General features: G+C 41.2%; 23 protein-coding genes and 1 tRNA gene. 19 read left to right on the forward strand and 5 right to left on the reverse strand.

Annotated elements, in window-relative coordinates:
• Positions 1-27 precede the first annotated feature (27 nt).
• From prpC to V2H41_RS06930, 5 genes are all read right to left on the reverse strand, one after another.
• The gene (prpC, locus tag V2H41_RS06910; RefSeq protein ID WP_330974406.1) at positions 28-1182 is read right to left on the reverse strand and encodes a bifunctional 2-methylcitrate synthase/citrate synthase; all 1155 of its coding nucleotides are present in this window, start codon (positions 1180-1182) and stop codon (positions 28-30) included.
• A gap of 6 nt (positions 1183-1188) precedes the next feature.
• Complete coding sequence (gene prpB / locus V2H41_RS06915) at positions 1189-2067, reverse strand: methylisocitrate lyase (protein ID WP_330974407.1); 879 nt, start codon at positions 2065-2067, stop codon at positions 1189-1191.
• A gap of 176 nt (positions 2068-2243) precedes the next feature.
• Positions 2244-2330: transfer RNA gene (locus V2H41_RS06920), tRNA-Ser, on the reverse strand.
• A 42-nt stretch (positions 2331-2372) separates the two neighbouring features.
• Positions 2373-3137 (reverse strand): TatD family hydrolase, encoded by a 765-nt coding sequence (locus V2H41_RS06925; RefSeq protein WP_330974408.1) that lies wholly within the window; start codon positions 3135-3137, stop codon positions 2373-2375.
• A 168-nt stretch (positions 3138-3305) separates the two neighbouring features.
• A complete protein-coding gene (locus V2H41_RS06930; protein WP_330974409.1) occupies positions 3306-3926 on the reverse strand; it encodes a polysaccharide deacetylase family protein in 621 nt (206 codons plus the stop codon).
• Between the two features lie 129 nt (positions 3927-4055).
• Here V2H41_RS06930 and V2H41_RS06935 point away from each other — a divergent pair, with 129 nt between their 5' ends.
• The 19 genes from V2H41_RS06935 (at position 4056) to V2H41_RS07025 (ending at position 23075) form a co-directional block, all read left to right on the forward strand.
• Positions 4056-4310, forward strand: a complete 255-nt coding sequence (locus V2H41_RS06935) for a hypothetical protein (protein ID WP_330974410.1) — start codon at positions 4056-4058, stop codon at positions 4308-4310.
• A 7-nt stretch (positions 4311-4317) separates the two neighbouring features.
• Positions 4318-5244 (forward strand): PstS family phosphate ABC transporter substrate-binding protein, encoded by a 927-nt coding sequence (locus V2H41_RS06940; RefSeq protein WP_330974411.1) that lies wholly within the window; start codon positions 4318-4320, stop codon positions 5242-5244.
• 68 nt (positions 5245-5312) lie between these two features.
• Positions 5313-7097 carry a tetratricopeptide repeat protein gene (locus tag V2H41_RS06945; RefSeq protein ID WP_330974412.1) on the forward strand — a complete coding sequence of 595 codons (1785 nt, stop codon included), beginning with the start codon at positions 5313-5315 and terminating at the stop codon, positions 7095-7097.
• A gap of 136 nt (positions 7098-7233) precedes the next feature.
• Positions 7234-7629, forward strand: a complete 396-nt coding sequence (locus V2H41_RS06950) for an NADH-quinone oxidoreductase subunit A (protein ID WP_330974413.1) — start codon at positions 7234-7236, stop codon at positions 7627-7629.
• Between the two features lie 75 nt (positions 7630-7704).
• Positions 7705-8292, forward strand: a complete 588-nt coding sequence (locus V2H41_RS06955) for an NADH-quinone oxidoreductase subunit B (RefSeq protein ID WP_330974414.1) — start codon at positions 7705-7707, stop codon at positions 8290-8292.
• Positions 8293-8354: 62 nt separating this feature from the next.
• Complete coding sequence (locus V2H41_RS06960) at positions 8355-8921, forward strand: NADH-quinone oxidoreductase subunit C (protein ID WP_330974415.1); 567 nt, start codon at positions 8355-8357, stop codon at positions 8919-8921.
• A gap of 82 nt (positions 8922-9003) precedes the next feature.
• Complete coding sequence (locus V2H41_RS06965) at positions 9004-10233, forward strand: NADH-quinone oxidoreductase subunit D (protein WP_330974416.1); 1230 nt, start codon at positions 9004-9006, stop codon at positions 10231-10233.
• Positions 10234-10308: 75 nt separating this feature from the next.
• Positions 10309-10806, forward strand: coding sequence for an NADH-quinone oxidoreductase subunit NuoE (nuoE, locus tag V2H41_RS06970; protein ID WP_330974417.1), 498 nt, complete (start codon positions 10309-10311; stop codon positions 10804-10806).
• Between the two features lie 68 nt (positions 10807-10874).
• The gene (gene nuoF, locus V2H41_RS06975) at positions 10875-12230 is read left to right on the forward strand and encodes an NADH-quinone oxidoreductase subunit NuoF (RefSeq protein ID WP_330974418.1); all 1356 of its coding nucleotides are present in this window, start codon (positions 10875-10877) and stop codon (positions 12228-12230) included.
• A gap of 113 nt (positions 12231-12343) precedes the next feature.
• Positions 12344-13489: an NADH-quinone oxidoreductase subunit G gene (locus V2H41_RS06980; protein ID WP_330974419.1), complete on the forward strand. Its 1146-nt coding sequence runs from the start codon at positions 12344-12346 to the stop codon at positions 13487-13489.
• 60 nt (positions 13490-13549) lie between these two features.
• Complete coding sequence (gene nuoH / locus V2H41_RS06985) at positions 13550-14599, forward strand: NADH-quinone oxidoreductase subunit NuoH (protein WP_330974420.1); 1050 nt, start codon at positions 13550-13552, stop codon at positions 14597-14599.
• Positions 14600-14713: 114 nt separating this feature from the next.
• Positions 14714-15262, forward strand: coding sequence for an NADH-quinone oxidoreductase subunit NuoI (gene nuoI, locus V2H41_RS06990; RefSeq protein ID WP_330974421.1), 549 nt, complete (start codon positions 14714-14716; stop codon positions 15260-15262).
• Positions 15263-15288: 26 nt separating this feature from the next.
• On the forward strand, positions 15289-15789 hold the full coding sequence (locus V2H41_RS06995; RefSeq protein WP_330974422.1) for an NADH-quinone oxidoreductase subunit J family protein: 501 nt from the start codon (positions 15289-15291) through the stop codon (positions 15787-15789).
• A gap of 108 nt (positions 15790-15897) precedes the next feature.
• Positions 15898-16227: an NADH-quinone oxidoreductase subunit NuoK gene (gene nuoK / locus V2H41_RS07000; RefSeq protein ID WP_330974423.1), complete on the forward strand. Its 330-nt coding sequence runs from the start codon at positions 15898-15900 to the stop codon at positions 16225-16227.
• A gap of 64 nt (positions 16228-16291) precedes the next feature.
• Positions 16292-18199 carry an NADH-quinone oxidoreductase subunit L gene (nuoL, locus tag V2H41_RS07005; protein WP_330974424.1) on the forward strand — a complete coding sequence of 636 codons (1908 nt, stop codon included), beginning with the start codon at positions 16292-16294 and terminating at the stop codon, positions 18197-18199.
• Positions 18200-18267: 68 nt separating this feature from the next.
• Positions 18268-19725 carry a complex I subunit 4 family protein gene (locus V2H41_RS07010; RefSeq protein ID WP_330974425.1) on the forward strand — a complete coding sequence of 486 codons (1458 nt, stop codon included), beginning with the start codon at positions 18268-18270 and terminating at the stop codon, positions 19723-19725.
• A 21-nt stretch (positions 19726-19746) separates the two neighbouring features.
• Positions 19747-21120: an NADH-quinone oxidoreductase subunit N gene (locus V2H41_RS07015; protein ID WP_330974426.1), complete on the forward strand. Its 1374-nt coding sequence runs from the start codon at positions 19747-19749 to the stop codon at positions 21118-21120.
• 231 nt (positions 21121-21351) lie between these two features.
• Complete coding sequence (locus tag V2H41_RS07020; RefSeq protein ID WP_330974427.1) at positions 21352-21936, forward strand: sigma-70 family RNA polymerase sigma factor; 585 nt, start codon at positions 21352-21354, stop codon at positions 21934-21936.
• A 50-nt stretch (positions 21937-21986) separates the two neighbouring features.
• Positions 21987-23075: a FecR family protein gene (locus tag V2H41_RS07025; RefSeq protein WP_330974428.1), complete on the forward strand. Its 1089-nt coding sequence runs from the start codon at positions 21987-21989 to the stop codon at positions 23073-23075.
• Positions 23076-23252 lie beyond the last annotated feature (177 nt).

A 23252-nucleotide genomic window follows, 5' to 3' on the forward strand; every position in this document is an offset into this window, starting at 1 on the left:
AATGTATCAATATCTATAAATCCACATTTATTGTCTATTATCAATAGGTACAAATTCTAAATTTTCTGGCCCCACATAGTTGGCACTGGGACGAATAATTTTTCCATCTTGTCTTTGCTCAATGATGTGAGCACTCCATCCTGTAATACGAGATATCACAAACAGAGGCGTAAACATTAAGGTAGGTACACCCATAATGTGATACGCAACTGCAGAATACCAGTCCAGATTCGGGAACATTCTTTTTTCATCCCACATTACTCTTTCCAGCCTTTCCGCAATCGAGTAAAGAAGCATATCTCCTGCATGCTTCGAAAGATCTTCCGCAACTTTTTTGATAATAACATTTCTGGGATCCGCTACAGTATATACGGGATGTCCAAATCCTATAATCACTTCTTTACGCTCCAGTCTTGCCTTAATATCTGCTTCTGCTTCATCGGCATTAGCATAACGGCTTTGAATATCATAAGCCACTTCATTAGCACCTCCATGCTTAGGCCCGCGCAAAGCACCGATAGCACCAGTTACGGCAGAATAAATATCGGAACCCGTACCCGCAATTACCCTTCCTGTGAATGTAGAAGCATTAAACTCATGTTCTGCATATAATATCAAGGACACTTCCATGGCTTTTATCCATATATCCGTAGGACGCTTGCCATGCAGCAGATGTAAAAAATGTCCCCCTATTGTTTCATCGTCTGTTTCAACATCAATTTCTTTACCGTTGTGTGTATAATGGTACCAATACAACAATGCCGAAGCGAAAGAAGCTAATAACTTATCGGCTATATCTCTAGCCCCGGCCACATTATGATCTTCTTTCTCAGGAAGAAGAGTTCCCAATATCGAAGTGTAGGTACGCAGCACATCCATCGGGTGGGCGGCAGCAGGAATTTTTTTAAGCACTTCCTGCGCCATTTCAGGAAGCCCCCGCAACGATTTCAGTTTTTCACGATAAGCATTTAACTGCGGGCGTATAGGTAAATGCCCGTGTATTAGGAGATAAGCCACTTCTTCAAATGTAGCCTTTGTAGCCAGGTCATGAATATCATATCCACGGTAATGCAAATCATTACCACTCTTGCCCACAGTACATAAGGCGGTATTTCCCGCAGACACTCCTGAAAGTGCCACACTTTTTTTGGGCTTAAAAGTAGGTTCGGTATTGGCAGCCATCGTCTTTTATTTTTTATATAATTGATCTAATTTTTTTTCATACGCATGGTAGTTAATGCTGGCGTATAATTCTTCCCTGGTTTGCATAGTATGCAGTACATTTTGCTGCGTACCATCTTTGCGTATATGCTCATAGACATTTTGTGCTGCTTTGTTTGCAGCTCTAAAGGCAGACAGCGGATACAATACCAATGATACGCCGGCGTCGCGCAATTCATCGATGGTGTACATAGGTGTCATCCCAAATTCGGTAATATTGGCTAATATCGGCAATCCGGTAGCCTCTACAAACTTTTTGTAGTCGTTTAAATCTTTTACAGCCTCAGCAAATATAAAATCTGCTCCGGCCTCTTTGTACGCTACGGCCCTTTCCAAGGCCCCTTCCAATCCTTCATTGGCCAAAGCGTCTGTTCGGGCACCTATTACAAAATATTCATCAAAACGAGCGTCCACAGCGGCTTTCAGCCGATCAACCATTTCTTCCTTACTCACCAGCTCCTTTCCCGGTCTGTGTCCACACCGTTTGGCACCTACCTGGTCTTCGATATGCAACGCAGCTGCTCCTGCCTTAATTAAAGATTTTACAGTACGCTCAATATTGAAAGCCGAAGGGCCAAAACCCGTATCTACATCCACCATTAGCGGCGTATCCGTTACGTTTGTAATACGGCGAATATCAATTAGAACATCTTCAAGATTAGTAATTCCTAAATCGGGGATGCCCAGCGAACCTGCTGCTACGCCGCCGCCGGATAGGTAAATAGCGTTAAAGCCTGCCTGTGTAGCAAGTAGTGCGTGGTTAGCATTGATGGTGCCTACGATTTGTAAAGGATGCTCTTTTTTCATGGCTTCGCGAAAACGGAAGCCTGCCGATGATTGATTCATATCTACAAATGTAATTATTTGAAGCGGGAAGGAGTACCGTAGCGACGCAGATCTTCCAGGAAATTGATAAAAGATGTGTTAAAACACCCCCTACAACAATGCCATCGGCAAACTTGTGTAACAAAAAAGCGATATAAAAATCGATTACCAATTTTTATACCGCTAAACATTTTCTGCGGAGACGGCGAGATTCGAACTCGCGATACGGTTGCCCGTATACACACTTTCCAGGCGTGCTCCTTCAACCACTCGGACACGTCTCCTTGCCGTTATCCAAACGGGCTGCAAAAATAGGGCTTCTCTCGCTATAAAGAGAATAATTTTTTTGAATTTTCGGTAGTGACTGCAGCCACTTTTTCCACAGGCATTTCCAGTACATCGGCAATCTTTTGAGCGATCAGCGGTATGTAAGCAGGTTCATTACGTTTGCCGCGATGTGGTACCGGAGCCAGATATGGGGCATCCGTCTCCAAAATCACATATTCCAAACCAATATTCTTTATCACCTCCGCCAGTCCGGATTTTTTAAAAGTAACCACCCCTCCAATGCCCAGAAAGAAACCTAGGTTCATAATTTTCTGCGCTTCTTCGATAGAACCTCCAAAACAGTGAAATACCCCTCGCAATCCTTCCGGAACATATTGGGCCACCATGTCTATACATTCCTGCGTAGCATTGCGGCTATGTATCACTAATGGCAACTGATACTCCAACGCCCATTGAATCTGTTTTTCCAAGGCTCGGTATTGCTGCTCCTTATAGGAAACATCCCAGTAAAAGTCTAATCCGGTTTCCCCAATAGCAACAAACTTCCGCTGTTGCAGGTGCTGTTCAATAATCTTAAGCTCCTTTTCATAATCCTCTTTTACAGAACAAGGATGTAATCCTATCATGCTCAGGCAACGCACCTGAGCAGTTTGCTCCAATTCGAACATTCTTTCATGGGTTTCAGAATCGATGGCGGGCATTAATATGGTAGTCACACCTGCCGCCCCTGCCCTTTGTAACATCTCAAATGTATCATTAAAAAATTCATTAGAATAAATGTGAGAATGACTATCGATATACATTTTTCAAAAAATTACCCCTTTATTTAAATTTTTTCTATAATATAAAATATTTCTTTGTAGATATGCACAAAAAACACTAACTTCATCGCAAGTTTTCATAGGGTACGGATTAAAAATCGGGCCAGGGTGTTTACCCAAGGCCCTTTTTTATTAAATAACCATCTAACATTATATTATATCCAACGGTTTAAAACTGTATCCTTTCCTACTAAAATAGTCGAGAGTCGCGGGTAATGCATATTTCAGTCTTTCAAATGCTTTTTCGCTGTCGTGAAACACAATAATGGAGCCGCTTGCAGCATTATTGATAACATTCGACGAACATTTGTTCCCATCAATACTTGTATCAAAATCACCACTAAGTACATCCCACATGATAATGCTGAAACCCTTATTGCGCAAGTATTTGGCCTGACTGTTTTTGATGCGCCCATAGGGAGGTCTGAATAAAGATGATTGTACATACTGCTCACATTGTGCTACATTATCTATATAAGCTTGCAAAGGCGTTTTCCAGCCATTGAAATGATTATGTGTGTGATTGCCTATTGCATGACCTTTATCTAATATTGCTTTATACACGTGAGGATATAATAGCACATTTTTGCCTATGCAGAAGAATGTAGCTTTTGCATTGTATTTCTCCAATTCATTCAGCACAAAATAAGTGACTTCGGGATGAGGCCCATCATCAAAAGTAAGATAAAGCGTAGGAGTATCCGCCTTAATATCCCAAATGTAATTGCCGTATATTTTTTTAAGCCATCGCGGCGTTTTAACAAAATACATACAGCTCAAAGGTAGGATTTGTTTGCGTTGACTATTATTAACATTCTATATACATTGTTCGTGTGTGAACTTTCAAACATTTTGCATCTCAAAAGAAAAAATTTTATCTTGCCGCATCACATATATAGGATGACTCTGAAATCAAACGAAGATTATGAACAGCAGCGCAACCGGCAGGTATCTAAGATGAGATCTGCACTGGACTATATTATGGGAGCGCTAATTGTGTTTATCGGAGTTTTTCTTCTGGCAAGAGGAGCCTTCGACTTTCGGCTCAATAAAATATATCCACCAGACGTCTGGGATAAGGTATATGGAGTAATTGTTATTTTATATGGAAGTTGGCGTATATACCGTGCTTATAAAAAAAATTATTTTAAATAACGTGAAGGTGCGAAAAGCATACCCCTGGCTGTGCTGGTGTTTATTAATATTATTAACAGCCTGTGAAGCTAACAAACGCACGAGACCAGATTTTACAGATACGCCAACAAGCGGTAGTATTACTATTAGCGCTGATATTTCTTTCAAGCCTGTTATAGATGAGCAGATAAAAGTTTTCGAGTCGAATAATCCTGGCACGAAAATTAATGTACAATACAAGCCCGAATCAGATTGTGTAAAAGATCTTTGGAACGACAGTATCAGAATGGTTATCTCTACCATTGCGCTCACCGAGTCGGAAAAAGCAACACTTGCCGATTCTATGAATGTAGTGGTAGATCAGTTGCCTATCGCCCGTGATGCCATTGCGGTAATTGTAAACCCGATGTCTCCCGATTCTCTGTTCGACATGAACGAAATCAAAAGTATCCTTACGGGCACTTATTCAAGACCGCTGATTCCGGTATTTGATGGTATTAAAACCACGAGTACTATACGATATATACTGGACTCCGTATTGCGTGGCGAAACACTCAATCCTGCGGCAGTAGCAGCATCAACGAGCGACTCTGTTATCAATTATGTAGCTCAAACACCTAATGCTGTGGGATTTATTGGAGTAAGCTGGATAGGCAATCCCGAAGATAGCAAGCAAAGAAGTTTCTTAAAAAAAGTTAAAATTGCCTACCTCAAAGGCAACAATAGCGACGAAAAATATATCTTACCAGTACAGGCTAATCTATATGACCGGAAATATCCGATGACCCGAGATCTCACCTATATTCTTAAAGAAACCCATGTGGGCCTAGGAAATGGGTTCGCTAGTTTTTTAAGAGGAGAAATCGGTCAGTTGATCTTCAAGAGGGCTTATCTTATGCCGGGAAGAAGATTTTTCATCTTCCGGCCGGTTCGATTAAATGAAGATTCTATTTAAAATAAAAATTATATTTACGGTTTATTAACAAACCGCTTTAAACTTTTAAAATAAACAATAAAAAAACGATGATGAAGAAAGCAATCCGTCTACTTGCACTTGGAGTATTGGTGAATGCCGGAGTGTATGCACAGTCCGTAGAGGATGGTGTAAAAGCTTATTACAATGGCAACTATGCTTCTGCAGTGAGTATTTTAGAAAAACATGCCGATAAAGCAGATGCTGCTTACTGGCTTGCAGAGTCTTATTACGAATTAGGAAAAAATGCACAGGCAGATGCCGTAATCAGCAAAGCACTAGCCGCCAAGCCTGCAGATCCTTATCTGCTAGCTGCCAAGGGTCAGTTGCTGATTGCAGAAAAAAAAGGAGCTGAGGCGCAACAACAGTTCAATGCAGCATTAAATGCACTAGGTAAAGACGATGTAGAAAAAGCAAAGGTACTCAATGCTGTAGGCTTTGCCCTCGCCCGTGCCTATAATAATATTGACAGAGTGGGTGACATCAATTTTGCCGTTGCAAAACTTACTGAGGCTAAAAACCTAGTGATGAATTTAAAAGGCAAAAAGAGAGACCCCAAGTTGATCGCCAGCATCTATACCAACTTGGCTGATGCTACTCTTAAAGCCAATCCGGGCGAAGGAAGCGCTGCCTTTACTTATTATCAAGAAGCATTGGAAACAGAACCTTCTTTTGCCTTGGCCGAATACAGAAAATCTAAAATCTTTAAATCTCAGAATAACGTAGACCTTTACATTCAATCTCTGGAAAAAGCTATTGCAGCGAATCCATCTTTCCTTCCTGCATTGGAAGATTTATATGAATATTATGCATTCTCTGCAGGAGATTTGAATAAGGCAAAACCTTACGGCGATAAAATTTTGTCTTTATTACCGCCAAGTCCTAATAACGAGTACTTTAAAGGTGTAGCCGCTTACTTTAATAAAAACTACAGTGAGGCTATCAATATCGGTAAAAACATTATTGCGCAAGCCCGAGAACAAACCAATCCTCTGGTTTACAAATTAGTGGCCTATAGCCTTATTGAAAATAAGGATACCGCATCTGCAATTCCTTATGTAGAAGATTATTTTAAAACTCAGGTTAAGGACAACATCGTTCCGAAAGACTATAGCTTAAAAGCAACAGCTTACTCTACAACTCCAGGTAAAGAAGCAGAAGTAGTACAAACTTATCTGGACGCAGCTGCAGCTGATACTAGTATTGCTGGTAAGGTAGAGATCCTATCTAACGGAGCAAAAATGTTCGCTGATGCTGGCAAGAGCGCTCTGGCCGGTGAATTGTATGCAAAAATTCTGGAAATAAAGCCGTCAGACAAGCACACCATCAATGACTACTTCTACGCAGGTTATACTGGGTTCTACAAAGCCGGAGAATACGAGAAAGCTTGGAAAATATTCGATGCGGCACGTAACAGATTCCCTAAATGGAACTATGGCTACATGCTGGCTTATGCAAGCAGTAAAATATTCGACTCTACTAATGCCCAGAATATAATGGTTACTGATGGAGATAGATACATAGCATTCCTTCAGTCACCTGATGATACAACCGAAGTAGCAGCAAAACGTGGCGAAATTTTCAAAACTGCAGCAGATCTGGCTATTTACAGCGCTAATGTGAAAAAAGACAACGAAAGTGCTTTGAAATATCTGCAATTAGCTTACAACAATGCAGATAATCCTACTGCAAAAGAACAAATTGCGCAATACATTAAAGCATTGGGTGGTACACCAGGAGCTCCCACAGCACCTGGTACTGGTGCCGATTCTACCCAAAACGGAGCAGCTACCGCTCCTGCACGCAATAGTTCCAGCTCAGGACCCAAGCGCTAAAAAATTATAAGTAAATCCTACAAATAAAAAATAGCCCGCTATATGGCGGGCTGTTTTTTTAATAATATTTATTTTACGCTCCATATTAAGGTTAATTGAGGAACCTGTCTTATTTTTGCTTATTAGTGTGTTAAATATGGTTGATTTACTTAAAACCGTTGTTGCTGAAAATACTGCACAATCATTTTTGCCGATTGGATTGCAATTGATTTTTGCGGCAGGACTCATCGTTACCCTTACCGTGGTAACTCACTTACTGGGTCCTAAACGTAGAACACAAGACAAGCTCGAAAACTTTGCAAGTGGTATCCGCTCGCACGGAGATGCCCGCCAGCCCATGGCCATCAAGTACTTTCTAACAGCCATTCTCTTCGTTTTATTTGATGTAGAAGTTATTTTCTTCTACCCCTACGCTGTTAATTTTAAGTCTTTGGGCTGGGATGGTTTTTATGCAGTATTGATGTTCGTTGCTTTCTTTTTATGCGGCTTCATTTACATCATCAAGAAAGGCGCTCTTAAATGGGAAGATTAACGACATTTTGATGTTTCTAATTTTTAAACTTATGATTTGATATCCGCAAGGGTTCAAATTCAAATTCAAACTTCAATGAGACCTGTATCTTTTAATATAAAACCCAAAAAGGCTGACGTAAACGACAGCCTCATGATGGCTGAAATGCCCCCGGGATATGAGGGACAGGGCTTCTTTGCCACAACGCTTGACAGTGTAATAGGACTTGCCCGAAAAAATTCGTTATGGCCGCTACCGTTTGCAACCTCCTGCTGCGGTATCGAGTTCATGGCTACCATGGCCGCAACATATGATTTGGCACGGTTCGGAAGTGAGCGTGTAGGCTTCTCCCCCCGCCAGTGCGACTTGTTGATGGTAATGGGAACCATTGCCAAAAAAATGGCCCCGGTAGTAAAACAAGTGTACCTCCAGATGGCCGAACCTCGCTGGGTGATTGCCGTGGGTGCTTGCGCTAGTAGTGGCGGTATTTTCGACACATACAGCGTACTTCAAGGAATAGACCAAATTATTCCGGTGGATGTATACGTTCCCGGATGCCCGCCCCGCCCTGAAGCTATTCTGGATGGTGTGATGCGGGTTCAGGACCTTGTAGGTAAAGAAAGTTTGCGTAGAAGAAACAGTGAAAGATACAAAGGGCTACTGGAAAGCTACGGAATACAATAATCTTATGCTTCCCTATATAGAAGCATTATAACAATATAAATACCCGTTTCAGGGTTTGAGCTATGGCATTAACAAACGAGTTTATAAAACAAAAGCTGATTGATAAATTCGGAGACCAGGTTTTCGCATTCGAAGAACAATTTGGCCTATTAAGCTTTCATGCCGATAAGGAAATTAATCTCAAAATTTTATCCTTCCTTAAAGAAGATGAAACACTTGGTTTCAATTTTCTTACCGACATCTGTGGCGTTCATTATCCCGATCAGAAAGGCGCCGAACTCGCAGTAGTATACCATCTACATAATATAAAAGAGAACGTAAGATTGCGCTTTAAGGTTTTTGCCGATATCAATAAACCCGAGGTGTATACCGCCACCGGCATCTACGAAGCTGCCAACTGGATGGAGCGCGAAACATACGACTTTTATGGCATCATTTTCATAGGCCACCCGAATCTTAAGAGAATCCTCAATGTAGACGAAATGGATTACTTCCCTATGCGAAAAGAATATCCGCTGGAAGACCAGTCGCGTATCGATAAGGACGATGAGATGTTCGGGCGTGGAGGTTCGGATCATTTCGACCTAGGAAAAAGATTACAGGATTCAGTTGTCGAAAATGAAAAATAATCGTTGTAAATAAAGTTGTACGACGCATTTTGCTGAGGCCAAAATTGTAGTTGTAACCCTAAAATAGAACAACATTTTCGAAATGTCAGATATACATCAAAATATAAATCTGCCGGCGGGTAGTATCGAAAAACAAACCACTACCCTTAACTTAGGTCCTACACACCCTGCTACACACGGTGTATTTCAAAATATTCTGGAATTGGATGGTGAAAAAATTGTAGCAGCCACCCAAACAGTAGGATATATTCATAGAGCATTTGAAAAAATTGCAGAGCGTAGGTCATTATATCAAATCACCCCGCTTACCGACAGGTTGAACTACTGTTCGGCCCCCCTTAACAATATCGGATGGCATCTTACCTGCGAAAAGCTGTTAGGTATTCAAACGCCTAAACGCGTAGATTACCTGCGCATCATCATTATGGAGTTGGCGCGAATTGCCGACCATTTGATATGCAACTCTATCGTGGGTGTGGACAGTGGTGCGTTCTCCGGATTCCTGTATGTAATGCAGTACCGAGAGCTGATTTACGAAATTTATGAAGAGGTTTGCGGTTCCCGCCTGACTACCAATATTGGCCGTATCGGTGGCTTTGAAAGAGATTTCTCTAATACGGCTTTCGAAAAAATTGAAAAATTCTTAAACGAATATCCCAAAGTACTCAAAGAGTTTGAAAACCTGTTCAATCGTAACCGCATCTTCATGGAGCGTACGATTGGTGCAGGGCCTATCAGTGCCGAACGCGCGTTGAACTACGGATTCACCGGCCCTAACCTGCGGGCGGCCGGCGTGGACTACGATGTACGTGTAGTATCGCCGTATTGTAGTTATGAAGAATTTGAGTTTGACATCCCTATAGGTTCTACCGGTGACTGTTACGACCGCTTTCTCGTGCGCAACGCCGAAATGTGGCAAAGCATGCGCATTATCGAACAGGCATTACAAAAACTCAATGAACTGAAAGGCGAAGAAGCCACCGTATATCATGCAGATGTTCCGGAATACTATCTTCCTCCCAAACAGGATGTGTATACTAAAATGGAGGCTTTGATATGGCACTTCAAAATCATCATGGGAGAAATCAATATGCCGCAAGGCGAGTTATATCACAGCATAGAGGCTTGCAATGGGGAGTTAGGATTCTATATTATTAGTGACGGAGGCCGCACTCCTTACCGCCTGCATTTCAGACGTCCTTGTTTTATTTACTATCAGGCGTATGAAGAGCTGGTAAAAGGTGGTATGCTCAGTGATGCCATCATTGTAATGTCATCGCTGAATTTGATTGCCGGTGAAATGGATGCTTAATACTAAAATGATAAATTAAAACCTGCCTGCTAATGCAGTAGCGATTTTTAATTTTGACTTTAATATACAATCAATATGGTTCAATTTTCTCAGGAAAACTTAGAAAAGGTAAATAAGATTATCGCCCGATACCCAGAAGGCAGGCAAAAGAGTGCACTGATTCCGGTCTTACATCTGGCGCAGGAGCAGTTTGGATGGCTGAGTGCAGAAACGATGGACTATGTTGCCTCGTTGCTGAATATTGAACCCATTGAAGTATATGAGGTGGCAACGTTTTACACCATGTTTAATTTGAAACCCGTGGGTAAATACGTATTTGAAGTTTGCCAAACGGGTCCCTGCATGCTCAGAGGTTGTGATGAAATCATCGAATATATTAGTCAAAAGCTCAACATCAAGCCTGGCGAAACTACCGCAGATGGCATGTTTACTTTAAAAACAGTTGAATGCCTTGGAGCTTGTGGCTATGCCCCAATGATGCAGATGGGTAAATACTATAAAGAGCATCTTACCAAAGAAAAAGTAGATGCCATTATTGAGGAATGTAGAAATAAAGAGGCTGCGGTTCAATAAGTCTGAAATAATTTTCAGACTACTTGCAGACAGTAACGATCATTAAAAATATTTATCGACTTTAATAAATGGGTAGAAAACTATTATTAGAGAAAGTACATGTAGAAGGCATTAGGTATTTTGATACCTATCGGCGTGAGGGGGGGTACAGAAGTGTAGAAAAAGTACTGAAGACCATGTCGCCTGACGATGTAGTGGAAGAAGTAAAAAAGTCAGGTTTGCGCGGACGCGGAGGAGCCGGATTCCCTACAGGTATGAAGTGGAGCTTTCTGGCAAAACCGGAAGGTGTGCCCCGCCACCTGATCGTTAATGCTGATGAAAGTGAGCCAGGTACCTTTAAAGACCGGTACTTGATGGAGCACATTCCGCATCTGCTCATCGAAGGAATTATAGTAGCATCTTATGCATTGGGTAGCAATACCTCTTTTATATACATACGTGGTGAATATGCTTGGATCGTAGACATTCTCGAGCAGGCCATACAGGAAGCTAGGAATAATGGTTTTCTGGGTAAGAACATTTTAAATAGCGGCTTCGATTGTGACATCCATGTACAACGAGGTGCCGGAGCCTATATCTGTGGCGAGGAAACCGCCTTGCTGGAATCGCTCGAGGGCAAAAGAGGTAACCCGCGTATCAAACCTCCGTTCCCGGCCGTAAAAGGCGCATGGGATCGCCCTACCGTGGTGAACAATGTGGAAAGTATTTCCGCTGTAGTACCTATTATTAATCTGGGAGGAGAAGAATATGCCAAAATTGGTGTTGGGAAATCCACAGGAACTAAATTGATCTCTGCTTGTGGCAACATCAATAAACCTGGCGTATATGAAATAGACATGACCATCTCCGTTGAGGAGTTTATTTATAGCGATGAATACTGTGGTGGTATTCCTAACGGTAAAAGATTAAAAGCCTGCATCCCAGGAGGTTCCTCGGTACCCATTTTACCTGCCAATCTATTATTGAAAACTGCCAAAGGCGAGCAAAGAATGATGAACTATGAAAGTCTTTCCGATGGTGGATTTCAGACAGGTTCTATGATGGGTAGCGGAGGCTTTATCGTATTCGACGAAGATCAGTGTATCGTAAAACACACTTATACTCTGGCGCGCTTCTATCGTCACGAAAGTTGCGGCCAATGTTCTCCCTGTCGAGAAGGCACTGGATGGATGGAAAAACTTTTATGGAGGTTAGAAAACGGACAAGGCAAAATGAGTGATATCGATTTGCTGTGGGAGATCCAGAGCAAAATTGAAGGCAATACCATTTGTCCGCTGGGTGATGCGGCAGCTTGGCCGGTAGCTGCGGCCATTCGCCATTTCCGCGACGAATTTGAGTGGCATGTTACACATGCAGAAGAAGCACAGGTAAGAAACTTTGGCTTGGCTCATTATGCCGATCCCATTCAGCCTATACCTGCCTAATCGCGGATAGCAGTATAGCTCCTACGAATGGATATTGTAGATTTGGAACAGAAAGTAATCTATAACACAATAAAAACAACACAGCTCTTAGCAGCTTTGCGTGAAACTAAATCATGGCAGACGAAATAAAAAAGGAAGCACCTCAAAAGTTTAAAGTCACAATAGATAATATATCTATTGAGGTGGATCCGGGTACCACAATACTACAGGCGGCTCGAATGATTGGTGGCGATGTTACCCCACCTGCAATGTGTTATTATACACCGCTTCAGGGAAGTGGCGGTAAATGTCGCACCTGTTTGGTTGAAGTAAGCAAAGGCTCAGAAAAAGATCCACGCCCCATGCCCAAATTGGTAGCCAGCTGTCGCACTACCGTAATGGATGGCATGGAAGTTAAAAATATCACCAGTGATCGGGTGCTCAATGCACGCGCCGGTGTGGTTGAGTTTCTTTTGCTGAACCATCCGTTAGATTGTCCTATATGCGATCAGGCTGGTGAGTGTCATCTGCAGGACCTGAGTTATGAGCATGGCAAAGCCGGCACACGATACGAGTTTAAAAAACGAACATTTAAACCTCATAACTTAGGGCCCTATATCCAATTGCATATGACACGCTGCATACTTTGTTATCGCTGCGTGTTTACTGCAGACCAAGTAACCAACAAGCGCCAGCATGGCGTACTAGATCGTGGCGATCATGCACAAATTGCTACCTATATCGAAAAATCGTTGGATAACGACTTTATTGGAAACGTCATTGATGTTTGCCCGGTAGGTGCATTAACTGATAAAACCTTCCGTTTCAAAAACCGTGTGTGGTTTACCAAACCAGTAGACGCCCACAGGAATTGTGACAAATGCTGTGGTAAAGTAACCTTGTGGAGACGTGGTGATGAAGTGTTGCGTGTCACTGCTCGTAAAGATCAGTGGGGAGAAATTCAGTCCTACGACGGAAAAACTGGTTGGATTTGTAATGAATGTCGCTTTGAAAAGAAGAATGTAAGCGATTGGGTGATTGAAGGACCTACTGCTGTGCCACGTCATTCGGTTATTGGCGTAAATCATTATCAGCGATTAGAACAACCCAAAGAAACTATTCCGGCTGTAATTGGTCGTCAACCCAAATTGCTGATGGATATTCACGAGGTAAGCGATGTAAACCAACCCGGAGTGGATTTAAGCAAAATTCCCGGACCGGCCACAGGTGCCGTATTTAATCAAAAGCATCTGGGAAACGGAAAGAAAGAGCAGGAATAATAGTAAATAATCGACAGCAGTTCTTAAGCAGAACCTGAAATCAAATTATTATAACGCAATATGTACTTACTCGCAATAGACTGGATTTTTATATTGGAAAAGCTGATTCTGATTGCACTTGTGGTGACGCTTTCCATGATTGTTGCCATGTATGCAACATATGCCGAAAGAAAAGTAGCCGCGTTTATTCAGGATCGTATTGGGCCTAACCGTGCCGGTCCCTTTGGATTATTGCAACCTTTAGCCGACGGTGGTAAGTTGTTCTTTAAAGAAGAAATTATTCCGCTGGCTTCCTCCAAGTTTTTGTTTATCCTAGGGCCGATACTGGCTATGGTTACAGCACTGCTTACCAGTGCCGTTATTCCTTGGGGTACACCTGCTGTCATCAGTGGCAGAACGGTACCTTTACAAGTAGCAGATATCAATATCGGCATTCTATATGTGTTTGGTGTGGTGAGCTTAGGCGTGTATGGTATTATGATTGGAGGCTGGGCTTCTAACAATAAATTCTCGCTTTTAGCTGCTATTCGCGGAGCTTCGCAGATGATTTCTTACGAGCTAGCTATGGGCCTTTCGCTCATTGCCGTATTGATGCTCGCCGGTTCTCTGCAAATGAGTCAGATTGTACAAACCCAGATCGATGGTAATTGGAATATTGTTTATCAGCCTCTTGGGTTTTTGATTTTCTTCATCTGTGCACTTGCAGAATGTAACCGCACGCCTTTCGACTTGCCTGAAGCAGAAAGCGAGCTGAACTTCGGTTATCATCAAGAGTATTCCAGTATGAAGCTAGGCTTCTATCTGTTTGCCGAGTACATCAATATGTTCATCAGTGCTGTGATCATGTCCACACTTTATTTTGGTGGTTACGATATTCCATTTGTAAATGAAGCATCATGGAATATTTCACCGAATCTGCTGGCGTTTATAAGCTTCGCGGTATTGATGGCAAAAGCATTCTTCTTTGTGTTTGTATTTATGTGGATACGCTGGACCGTTCCGCGCTTTAGGTTCGACCAGCTCATGCATTTGGGATGGAAAAGACTGGTGCCATTGGCGCTAATAAACATGATAGTTACTGCAGTGATTGTACTCATGTTAAATAAGTAAAGAGTAGCAGTAACTTATATCTCAACATAAGCATCAAATAGTGAACAAGTAAAGGTTATAATACTATCAACTAAATTATATTTGCGAAAATTTTAAATCACTGCTCGAAAACTAATGAGTATTCAATATACAAATAGAGCCAAACCGGTAGATCGCAGTCCCATGACCTTCGTAGAACGATTGTATCTGTGGAACATTCTGAAAGGGATGGCGATTACTTTAAAACATTTCTTTTCAAAAAAAGCCACCATTCAATACCCTGAACAACAGCGGCCTTTCAGCAAGGTATTTCGTGGGCTTCATATATTGAATAGAGACGAGGAAGGACGTGAAAGATGTACTGCCTGCGGTCTTTGTGCCCTAGCCTGCCCTGCAGAAGCCATTACCATGGAAGCGGCAGAAAGACAGGAAGGCGAAGAACATCTGTACAGGGAAGAAAAATACGCTGCGAAGTACGAAATCAATATGCTGCGCTGCATCTTCTGTGGCCTTTGTGAAGAAGCCTGTCCTAAAGATGCCATTTATCTTTCGCAGACAGTTACGCCTGCCAATTATACCCGTAAAGGTTTTATTTATAAAAAAGAAGATTTGTTGATTCCCAATCCTGTTACCGAACCAGAAGCTTATCAGAAAGCATTGGGAACTATCAATAGAGAAAAATAATAATAAGCTGAAGATAATTAAGGGCAATGGGCATTACACATATACTTTTCTGGATTCTTACAGTGGCAGCATTGTTTAGTGCCATTATGGTGATTTCTAGTAAAAATCCTGTGCACAGTGTACTATGGCTGGTAGCAACTTTCTTTGCTATATCGGGTCATTATATCTTATTGAATGCGCAGTTTCTGGCTATAGTAAACATTATTGTGTATGCCGGAGCCATCATGGTGCTATTTCTGTTTGTAATCATGCTGATGAATTTAAACAAGAGCACCGAACCTCTCAAAAACCGGTGGTTGCAGATTATTGGGGTGATATCAGGTGGATGTTTGTTGCTGGTATTGGTGGCAGCACTTCGCAATACTGAAATTTCAAAGAATATAGCAGAAGTTAATAGTGGAGATGTGGGGCTGATCAGTAATCTGGGTAAAGAATTGTTTACCACTTTTGTTGTGCCATTTGAAATCAGCAGTATTCTGTTTTTAAGCGCGATGGTGGGTGTCGTAGTTATTGGTAAGAAAGACTGATGATAGACTGCTGCCAATAACGCAACCCGAAAAGCTTATAGGAAATATTGGTTACTAAAAATTTATAAAAATATACTCCTTCTTACGAAGGGTGCAGAAAGCAATCTTATGCCTATAAATTATTACATCGTATTGTCTTTAGCACTATTCACAATAGGAATAGTGGGTGTGCTCACGCGCAGAAATGCCATCATTGTATTTATGTGCATTGAGCTGATGTTGAACTCTGTCAACCTGCTGTTGGTAGCCTTCTCAAAAATGCAGGCAGTAGCCAAAGAAGCATTACCGGCATTCTCCGGTTCAGACGGACAGCTGTTTGTATTTTTTATTATGGTAGTAGCAGCAGCCGAGGTAAGCGTGGGCCTAGCAATCATCGTAATGATGTATCGCAACATTCATGCGGTAGATATTAATTTTTTGAATAGACTAAAACATTAAGCAATATTATTTATCCTCTCTTCTGCAAAGGATGCGAAGAGAGCGTGGACATAAATCATTTTAGATGAAAGTTGAACTGATCTTAATACCATTATTGCCGTTATTAGGTTTTATAGTCAATGGGCTATTAAGAAATTACTTATCGAAAGGGCTTGTGGGAATTATCGGCAGTGGCACCATACTCGGTTCTTTTATACTGAGTGTAATGGCATTTCTGCAGGTAAAAGCAGGGAATACGGCTATTGTAGAGTATTTTGATTTTATCAAGATAGAAACATTGCGCATTCCTTTTGCCTTTCAGGTCGATCAGCTCACTGCTCTTTTCCTTTTAATCATCACGGGTGTAGGTTTTCTGATTCATGTATACTCGACTTCCTACATGCATGAGGAAAAACCGCATCAGTTTGCCCGTTATTTTGCCTACCTCAACCTATTCGTGTTTTCCATGCTGCTGCTGGTAATGGGAGCTAACTTTGTCATTCTCTTCATCGGATGGGAAGGTGTAGGTTTATGTTCTTATTTACTCATCGGATTCTGGTTTAAAAATATCGATTATACAAAAGCTGCCTCAAAAGCTTTTGTGATGAACCGTATTGGCGACCTAGCATTTCTTATTGCATTATTTATGCTTATCAATAAGCTGGGTACAGTCACCTTTTCCGAAATCTTTACTATAGAGACTTTAAGCAAATTATCGAGCTTTGATATTACCGTAATTACAACATTATTATTTATAGGAGCTACCGGTAAGAGCGCTCAGATTCCTTTATATACTTGGCTGCCCGATGCGATGGCAGGCCCCACACCTGTATCTGCACTGATCCACGCTGCAACCATGGTAACAGCCGGTATTTACATGATCGCACGTAGCAATCTGATGTATTCTATGGCTCCGGGCACGTTAAATTGTATAGCCATTATAGGCATTGCCACAGCTTTACTGGCTGCAAGCATTGCTTTGAAACAAAATGATATTAAAAAAGTATTGGCTTACTCTACCGTAAGTCAACTGGGGTACATGTTCCTCGCATTGGGGACCGGAGCGTATGTAGCTGCAGTATTCCACGTAATGACGCATGCATTCTTCAAAGCTTTATTATTCTTGGGTTCCGGTTCGGTAATCCATGCCATGGGTGGCGAACAAGACATGCGTAAAATGGGGGGACTCAGCAAATACATGAAAGTAACCAATATTACTTTCCTTATCGGATGTTTGGCAATTGCCGGTATCCCCGGATTCTCTGGGTTCTTCTCCAAAGACGAAATTCTCGCCAATGCCTTTGCCACTTCACCCGTATTATATGTATTGGGTATTATAGGAGCATTAATGACTGCATTTTATATGTTCCGCCTATATGCCACTACTTTCAAAGGTGATTTCCGCGGTACTGAAGAACAGAGACATCATCTGCACGAAAGCCCCGCTGCTATTACTATTCCTTTGATAGTACTGGCTATACTTTCCATCATAGGTGGTTATGTTGGAATTCCTGAGTTTCTGGCTCACGGTGCGCATTCTTTAAAGGCGTTTCTAGACCCCGTATTTGCAGCCTCCGCTCCAGAGCTGGCAAAACTGGGACATCACCATCCCGACCATAGCACAGAGTGGTTATTAACCGGAGTATCTTCTGCACTCATCATTATCATGATCGTCATAGCGTGGACACGATATAGCAAGAAACCCGATTTGGATGAAGCACAAGGTTTCGGCAAACTGTTGCAGGATAAATGGTATGTAGATGAGCTTTATAATGCTTTAATCGTAAGACCATTGGATGCCTTGGGCAAATTCTTGAACAATGTATTTGAAAAAAATATTGTGGACGGCATTGTAAATGGAGTGGGACGCTTAGTGAGTTACGGAGGAAGACAATTACGCTGGTTGCAAAGCGGTCAAACAGGTGCTTATGTGTTGCTGATGGTAGTAGGCATGCTTATCGTATTTACATTACAATTCTTTTTAAGAAAATAGATATAACCCTTGATTAGGTTAGATAGAGGGAAGTTGAAAAATTGAAATTTAATTTTTAGAATTCAGATATGATCGCATTGTTGTTGATATTGATCCCCTTGCTCGGAGGCATCATTACTTTTTTTATAAAAAAAGAACAGAGCGTAAGAGCTTGGTCACTCTTAGTGGCTATGGTCACATTGCTGATTGCTATTGCAGGAATCACCATGAACAATCCCGAAGCCTTAAGTTTTCGCACTTCTTGGATGGGTATCCTAAATAGCAGTTTTTCGATTAGCGCCGACGGGATGGGCTCCATGCTGTGCTTGCTTACTGCGCTCTCCTTCCCTATCATCTTTGTATCCACATGGACGACTCCCTATAATAATGTCAACAACTTTTTAGGATTAATGCTGCTTGCGCAAGCGGGCTTGATGGGGGTGTTTCTTGCAATGGATGCCCTACTATTCTATTTCTTTTGGGAGCTGGCATTGATACCTGTTTATTTTCTCTGCTCGCAATGGGGCGGAGAAAAACGCATAAGAGTAACCTTCAAGTTTTTCATATACACATTCTTGGGTTCGCTCTTAATGCTAGTAGGACTTATTTACATCTACGCCCAAACGAAATCATTCGATATTACAGCATTCTATCAGACAGGCTTCAGTGGTGATGAGCAAGCATGGTTGTTCTGGCTATTATTTGTTGCCTTCGCCATCAAAATGCCTATATTCCCTTTCCATACTTGGCAGCCAGATACCTACGAACAATCCCCTACCGCTACCACCATGGTATTGAGTGGTCTCATGGTAAAAATGGGGGTATTAGCATTGTTACGTTGGTTATTGCCTGTATTACCTGCAGCTTCGTATGCTTGGGGTGATACCGTATCTACTATGGCGGTAATAGGCATCATTTATGCGTCACTTATAGCTTTCCAACAAGATGATATGAAGCGCTTGGTAGCCTATTCATCGATTGCACATATTGGGTTGATGTGCGTAGCAATATTCGCAGAAACAGAAAGTGGTGTACAGGGTGCTATGCTTCAAATGTTCTCGCATGGCATCAACATTTTAGGAATGTGGGTAGTAATCGAAATTATTGAAAGAAAATTTGGCACCAGAAAAATGAGTGAGCTGGGCGGTATTGCAAAAAAGGCACCGGCTCTTACCATATTCTTTTTCATCATTGCGTTTGCCAATATAGGCTTGCCTCTAACCAACGCTTTTGTGGGAGAGTTTCTGATGTTTAACGGTATACTCAGCTCAAAAATCACGCAGTATGGGGTAGCTTTTACCGTTGCTGCAGGTACTGCCATCATACTGGGAGCTGCATACACATTGTTGATGGGACGCAAGGTATTTCTGGGAGAGACCAACGCACTTACTGAAAAAGGCAGCGATATACAATGGCATGAAAAAACAATACTAGCAATAATTGCTATATGTATCATTGTTGTTGGTGTTTATCCACAACCATTGTTAGGCTCATTTGAAGAAATAACCAATTCGATTATAAAATATTCGGATGTGCTTCATAAATAAAGAGGCATTAATCAATAAAATATGAATGCATTAGTATTATCTGCAATTTTTGGAGTGGTGATGATGTTTAGCGGTGCATTTATCAAAAAAAATGCGCCCGTAAAAGTCATAGGTTTAATAGCAATGCTGCTGCTATTATTGGTCAATTACTTGGAAATGCAGGGCAAGCTGCTTTTCCGGTTCGATGTATCCAATTTCATGGCCTTTGACAGCTATGCACTTTTTTTTAACGGTGTCGCGATTTTTGCCACATTGGTATACCTGTTGCTTACCTACTCCGAGATGGAAAAGGTGGGAAAGAATCTTGCCGAGTATCTGGCATTGATATTCTTTATTACAGCAGGTATCATACTTACCACCAGCTTCAAATCGCTGTTAACTTTATTTCTCGGTATAGAAATTATTTCCATTCCGTTGTATATACTTACCGGTGCAGATAAAAAGAACCTGAAAAGTAATGAGGCTGCCTTAAAATATTTTTTGATGGGTTCCTTCTCTACCGGTATTATGCTTATGGGGATAGCGCTGATATACGGAGCTCAGGGCACTTTCTTTATTGACAAAATGGACTTTGCTAAAAACGCTCAATCGGCATTACAAATTGCAGGCATGCTGCTCCTGCTGTTCTCCATGAGTTTTAAAGTATCCGTAGCACCTTTTCACTTCTGGACTCCAGATGTATACGATGGCGCACCCACCGTATTTACCTCCTTCATGTCCACCATTGTTAAAGTGGCCGTATTTGCAGGATTTATGCGCTTGTTCGGAGGCGTTTTTGAAGCACTGCAGAACACCTGGGGACTGTGGGTAACCGTAATGATTGCCGTTACTCTGTTTATTGGAAATATCACCGCTGTGTTCCAGCAGAGTGTTAAGCGTATGCTCGCCTATTCGAGCATTTCACAAGCTGGATTTATGCTATTGGCTATTCTGGCGCTCAACGATACTGCCCGCGAAGGACTGTTACTATACGCAGCAGCTTACTCTCTGGCTACTATCGGGGTCTTCGGAGTTTTGGCCAAAATAGCCGATTATTCTTTTGAAGGGTTCAACGGTCTAGCTAAACATCAACCTGTACTCGCATTTACCGCCACCATATGTCTTTTATCATTGGCTGGAATTCCTCTTACTGCTGGATTCCTAGCAAAATTTTATATGCTGAAAGCAGTAGTTCTTACAGGTAAAAACTTATGGCTTGTAATCTTTGCAGTATTAATGGCAGCTATCAGTGTTTATTATTACTTCCGTGTAATACAAGCCATGTATTTTAAAGAGGGATCAGCACCTACCATACAGGCTACTGTTTTGGAAAAATATATCCTGATAGGTATTACTATACTTATTATATTACTGGGTGTTTTCCCTAACATTCTATTTAGTTGGCTATACTTCTAGCTCATAATATTTCGGCAAATAAGGGGAAGCAATAGAACTTCCCCTTATTTATTACTTAATTATAAAATACCTACCCCCTGTCATATAAAAAAATCAAAAAAATATTACCGCCGGATTCACCCTTCTGGCATAAAATTTACTCTTTATATAAGCGTACATTTTGCTTAAACTGGAACAACACTAATAATATATAGCGCTGGCTAATATTGTTGTATAAACTCATTCAATCGATTGAAAAGAGAACTGTCTGATATTCTGTATTGGCAACAGCAGGTAGCCTATTATAGAGATGAAAACGCCTACAAAAAGCTTTATTTTCATTTCTATAGCTCCCTGCATCGCTTTGCCGTAGCTTTTATTGGAGATCCTGAGATATCGGAGGAGCTCGTATCAGACGTCATGATTCGCATTTGGATGATGAAGGAAAAGCTCAGTAATATCAATCGCCTTGACCTTTATTTATTCAAATGCGTGAGAAATGCAGCTTTAGCGCATATCAATGAGAAGAAATCTATAATTGTACAAAATACAGACGAAGAGCATTTCGACCAGATGGGGTATTGCCATGCCGATGCTGAAATTAACGCTAAAGAAATCAGCCATCGCATTGAATCCGTTGTACGACGATTACCACCACAAAGTCAGTTGGTATTCAGACTAATTAAAGATGAAGGACTGTCCTACAAAGAAGTACAATCTGTTATGGGAATCAGTAATAATACCATCAAAACACATATCCGCATTGCTTTAAAACGAATCCGCATGGCTCTGGAGGATGTTTCCGGACAAAGGAGTAACAAACAAAAAATAAAATAATTCTCACATCTTTCACCCCAAGTGGGCAGATTTCAATCTATTAAGAGTACATGGCAAATAATGCTGAAATAGAATTTTATGACCTTATGGGTTTAAAACTCTCGGGCGATGCCACCCCGGAGCAACTTGAGCGTCTGCAGCAGCTAATGAACGAATTCCCGGAGTTCATGACTCTGTATACCCCTATTGAAAATGCCGGACGACTGGACAGTTATCCGATTGAGATATTGGAGCAGTCCTATGCCAGTCACTATGTTAAAAAAAGACTTCTTGCCCCTACGGAGGCAAATTACGCCCCTATTACTTCCGGGAAAAAACATTTTTTTAAAATTCGCAATTATTTCAAATATGCGGCAGTCCTCATATTACTACCCCTAGTAGGGTTGGCCGTTTATAACCTATATGAAAAAAACAACACCAAGCACAACACTCAAGGGAAGTTTAAAAATGAGGTGGCTACAGAAAAAGGATCCAAGTCCAAGATTATGCTTCCAGACAGTACGATGGTAATTCTTAATTCGGATAGCCGCCTTACTTATGATGAGCATTTCAATAAACAATCACGTGAGGTAGTGCTTACAGGCGAAGCGTATTTTGATGTAAAGTATAACAAGGAAAAGCCCTTTATCATTCATACCGATAAAACCAAAATAAAAGTTTTGGGCACTGCATTTAACGTAAGGAATTACCCTCAAGAAGATATTATAGAAACCTCCTTAATAAGAGGTAAGATAGAGCTTACCTTTGATGATAAAAAGGACAATAGAGTTATTCTCAACCCTTCGGAGAAAATTATCATCTCCAAGAAAGGCCTTTCTCAAAATACCACTTCAAAACAAAACAATCGTGAAGAAGATATTTTTAAACTCACACGCATTGTTGCAGAAGATAGCACCATAGCAGAACTGGCCTGGATTAATAATGAGCTTTATTTTGTAAACAAACCTCTAGATCTAATTGCCCGGGAATTGGAACGGGTATTTAATACTACTATCATCTTCAAAAACGACGTAGTAAAACACTATCGTTACACTATTCACAGCAGTAACTATAACTTGGAAGAAATTCTACAGATCATCAAACTTTCGCAAAATATAAATTACAGATTCATTTCAAAGGATACATTAATTATTGAATAAAACTAAAAACGGTTGCGTATGATCATAAACACAAGTTAGCCATAACCCTTTATATAAATATTTAAGAAAAAAGGAAAGGAGAATGCGCCAACATTCCCCTTCCACAGATAGTAATCACACATTGAGTTAGAGCCCTTAATGTGATTGTTTAACTCTGCAAAACGAAAATATGCAAAA

Origin of the sequence: Niabella digestorum, assembly GCF_036409055.1 — a bacterium.
GTDB classification, from domain to species: domain Bacteria; phylum Bacteroidota; class Bacteroidia; order Chitinophagales; family Chitinophagaceae; genus Niabella; species Niabella composti.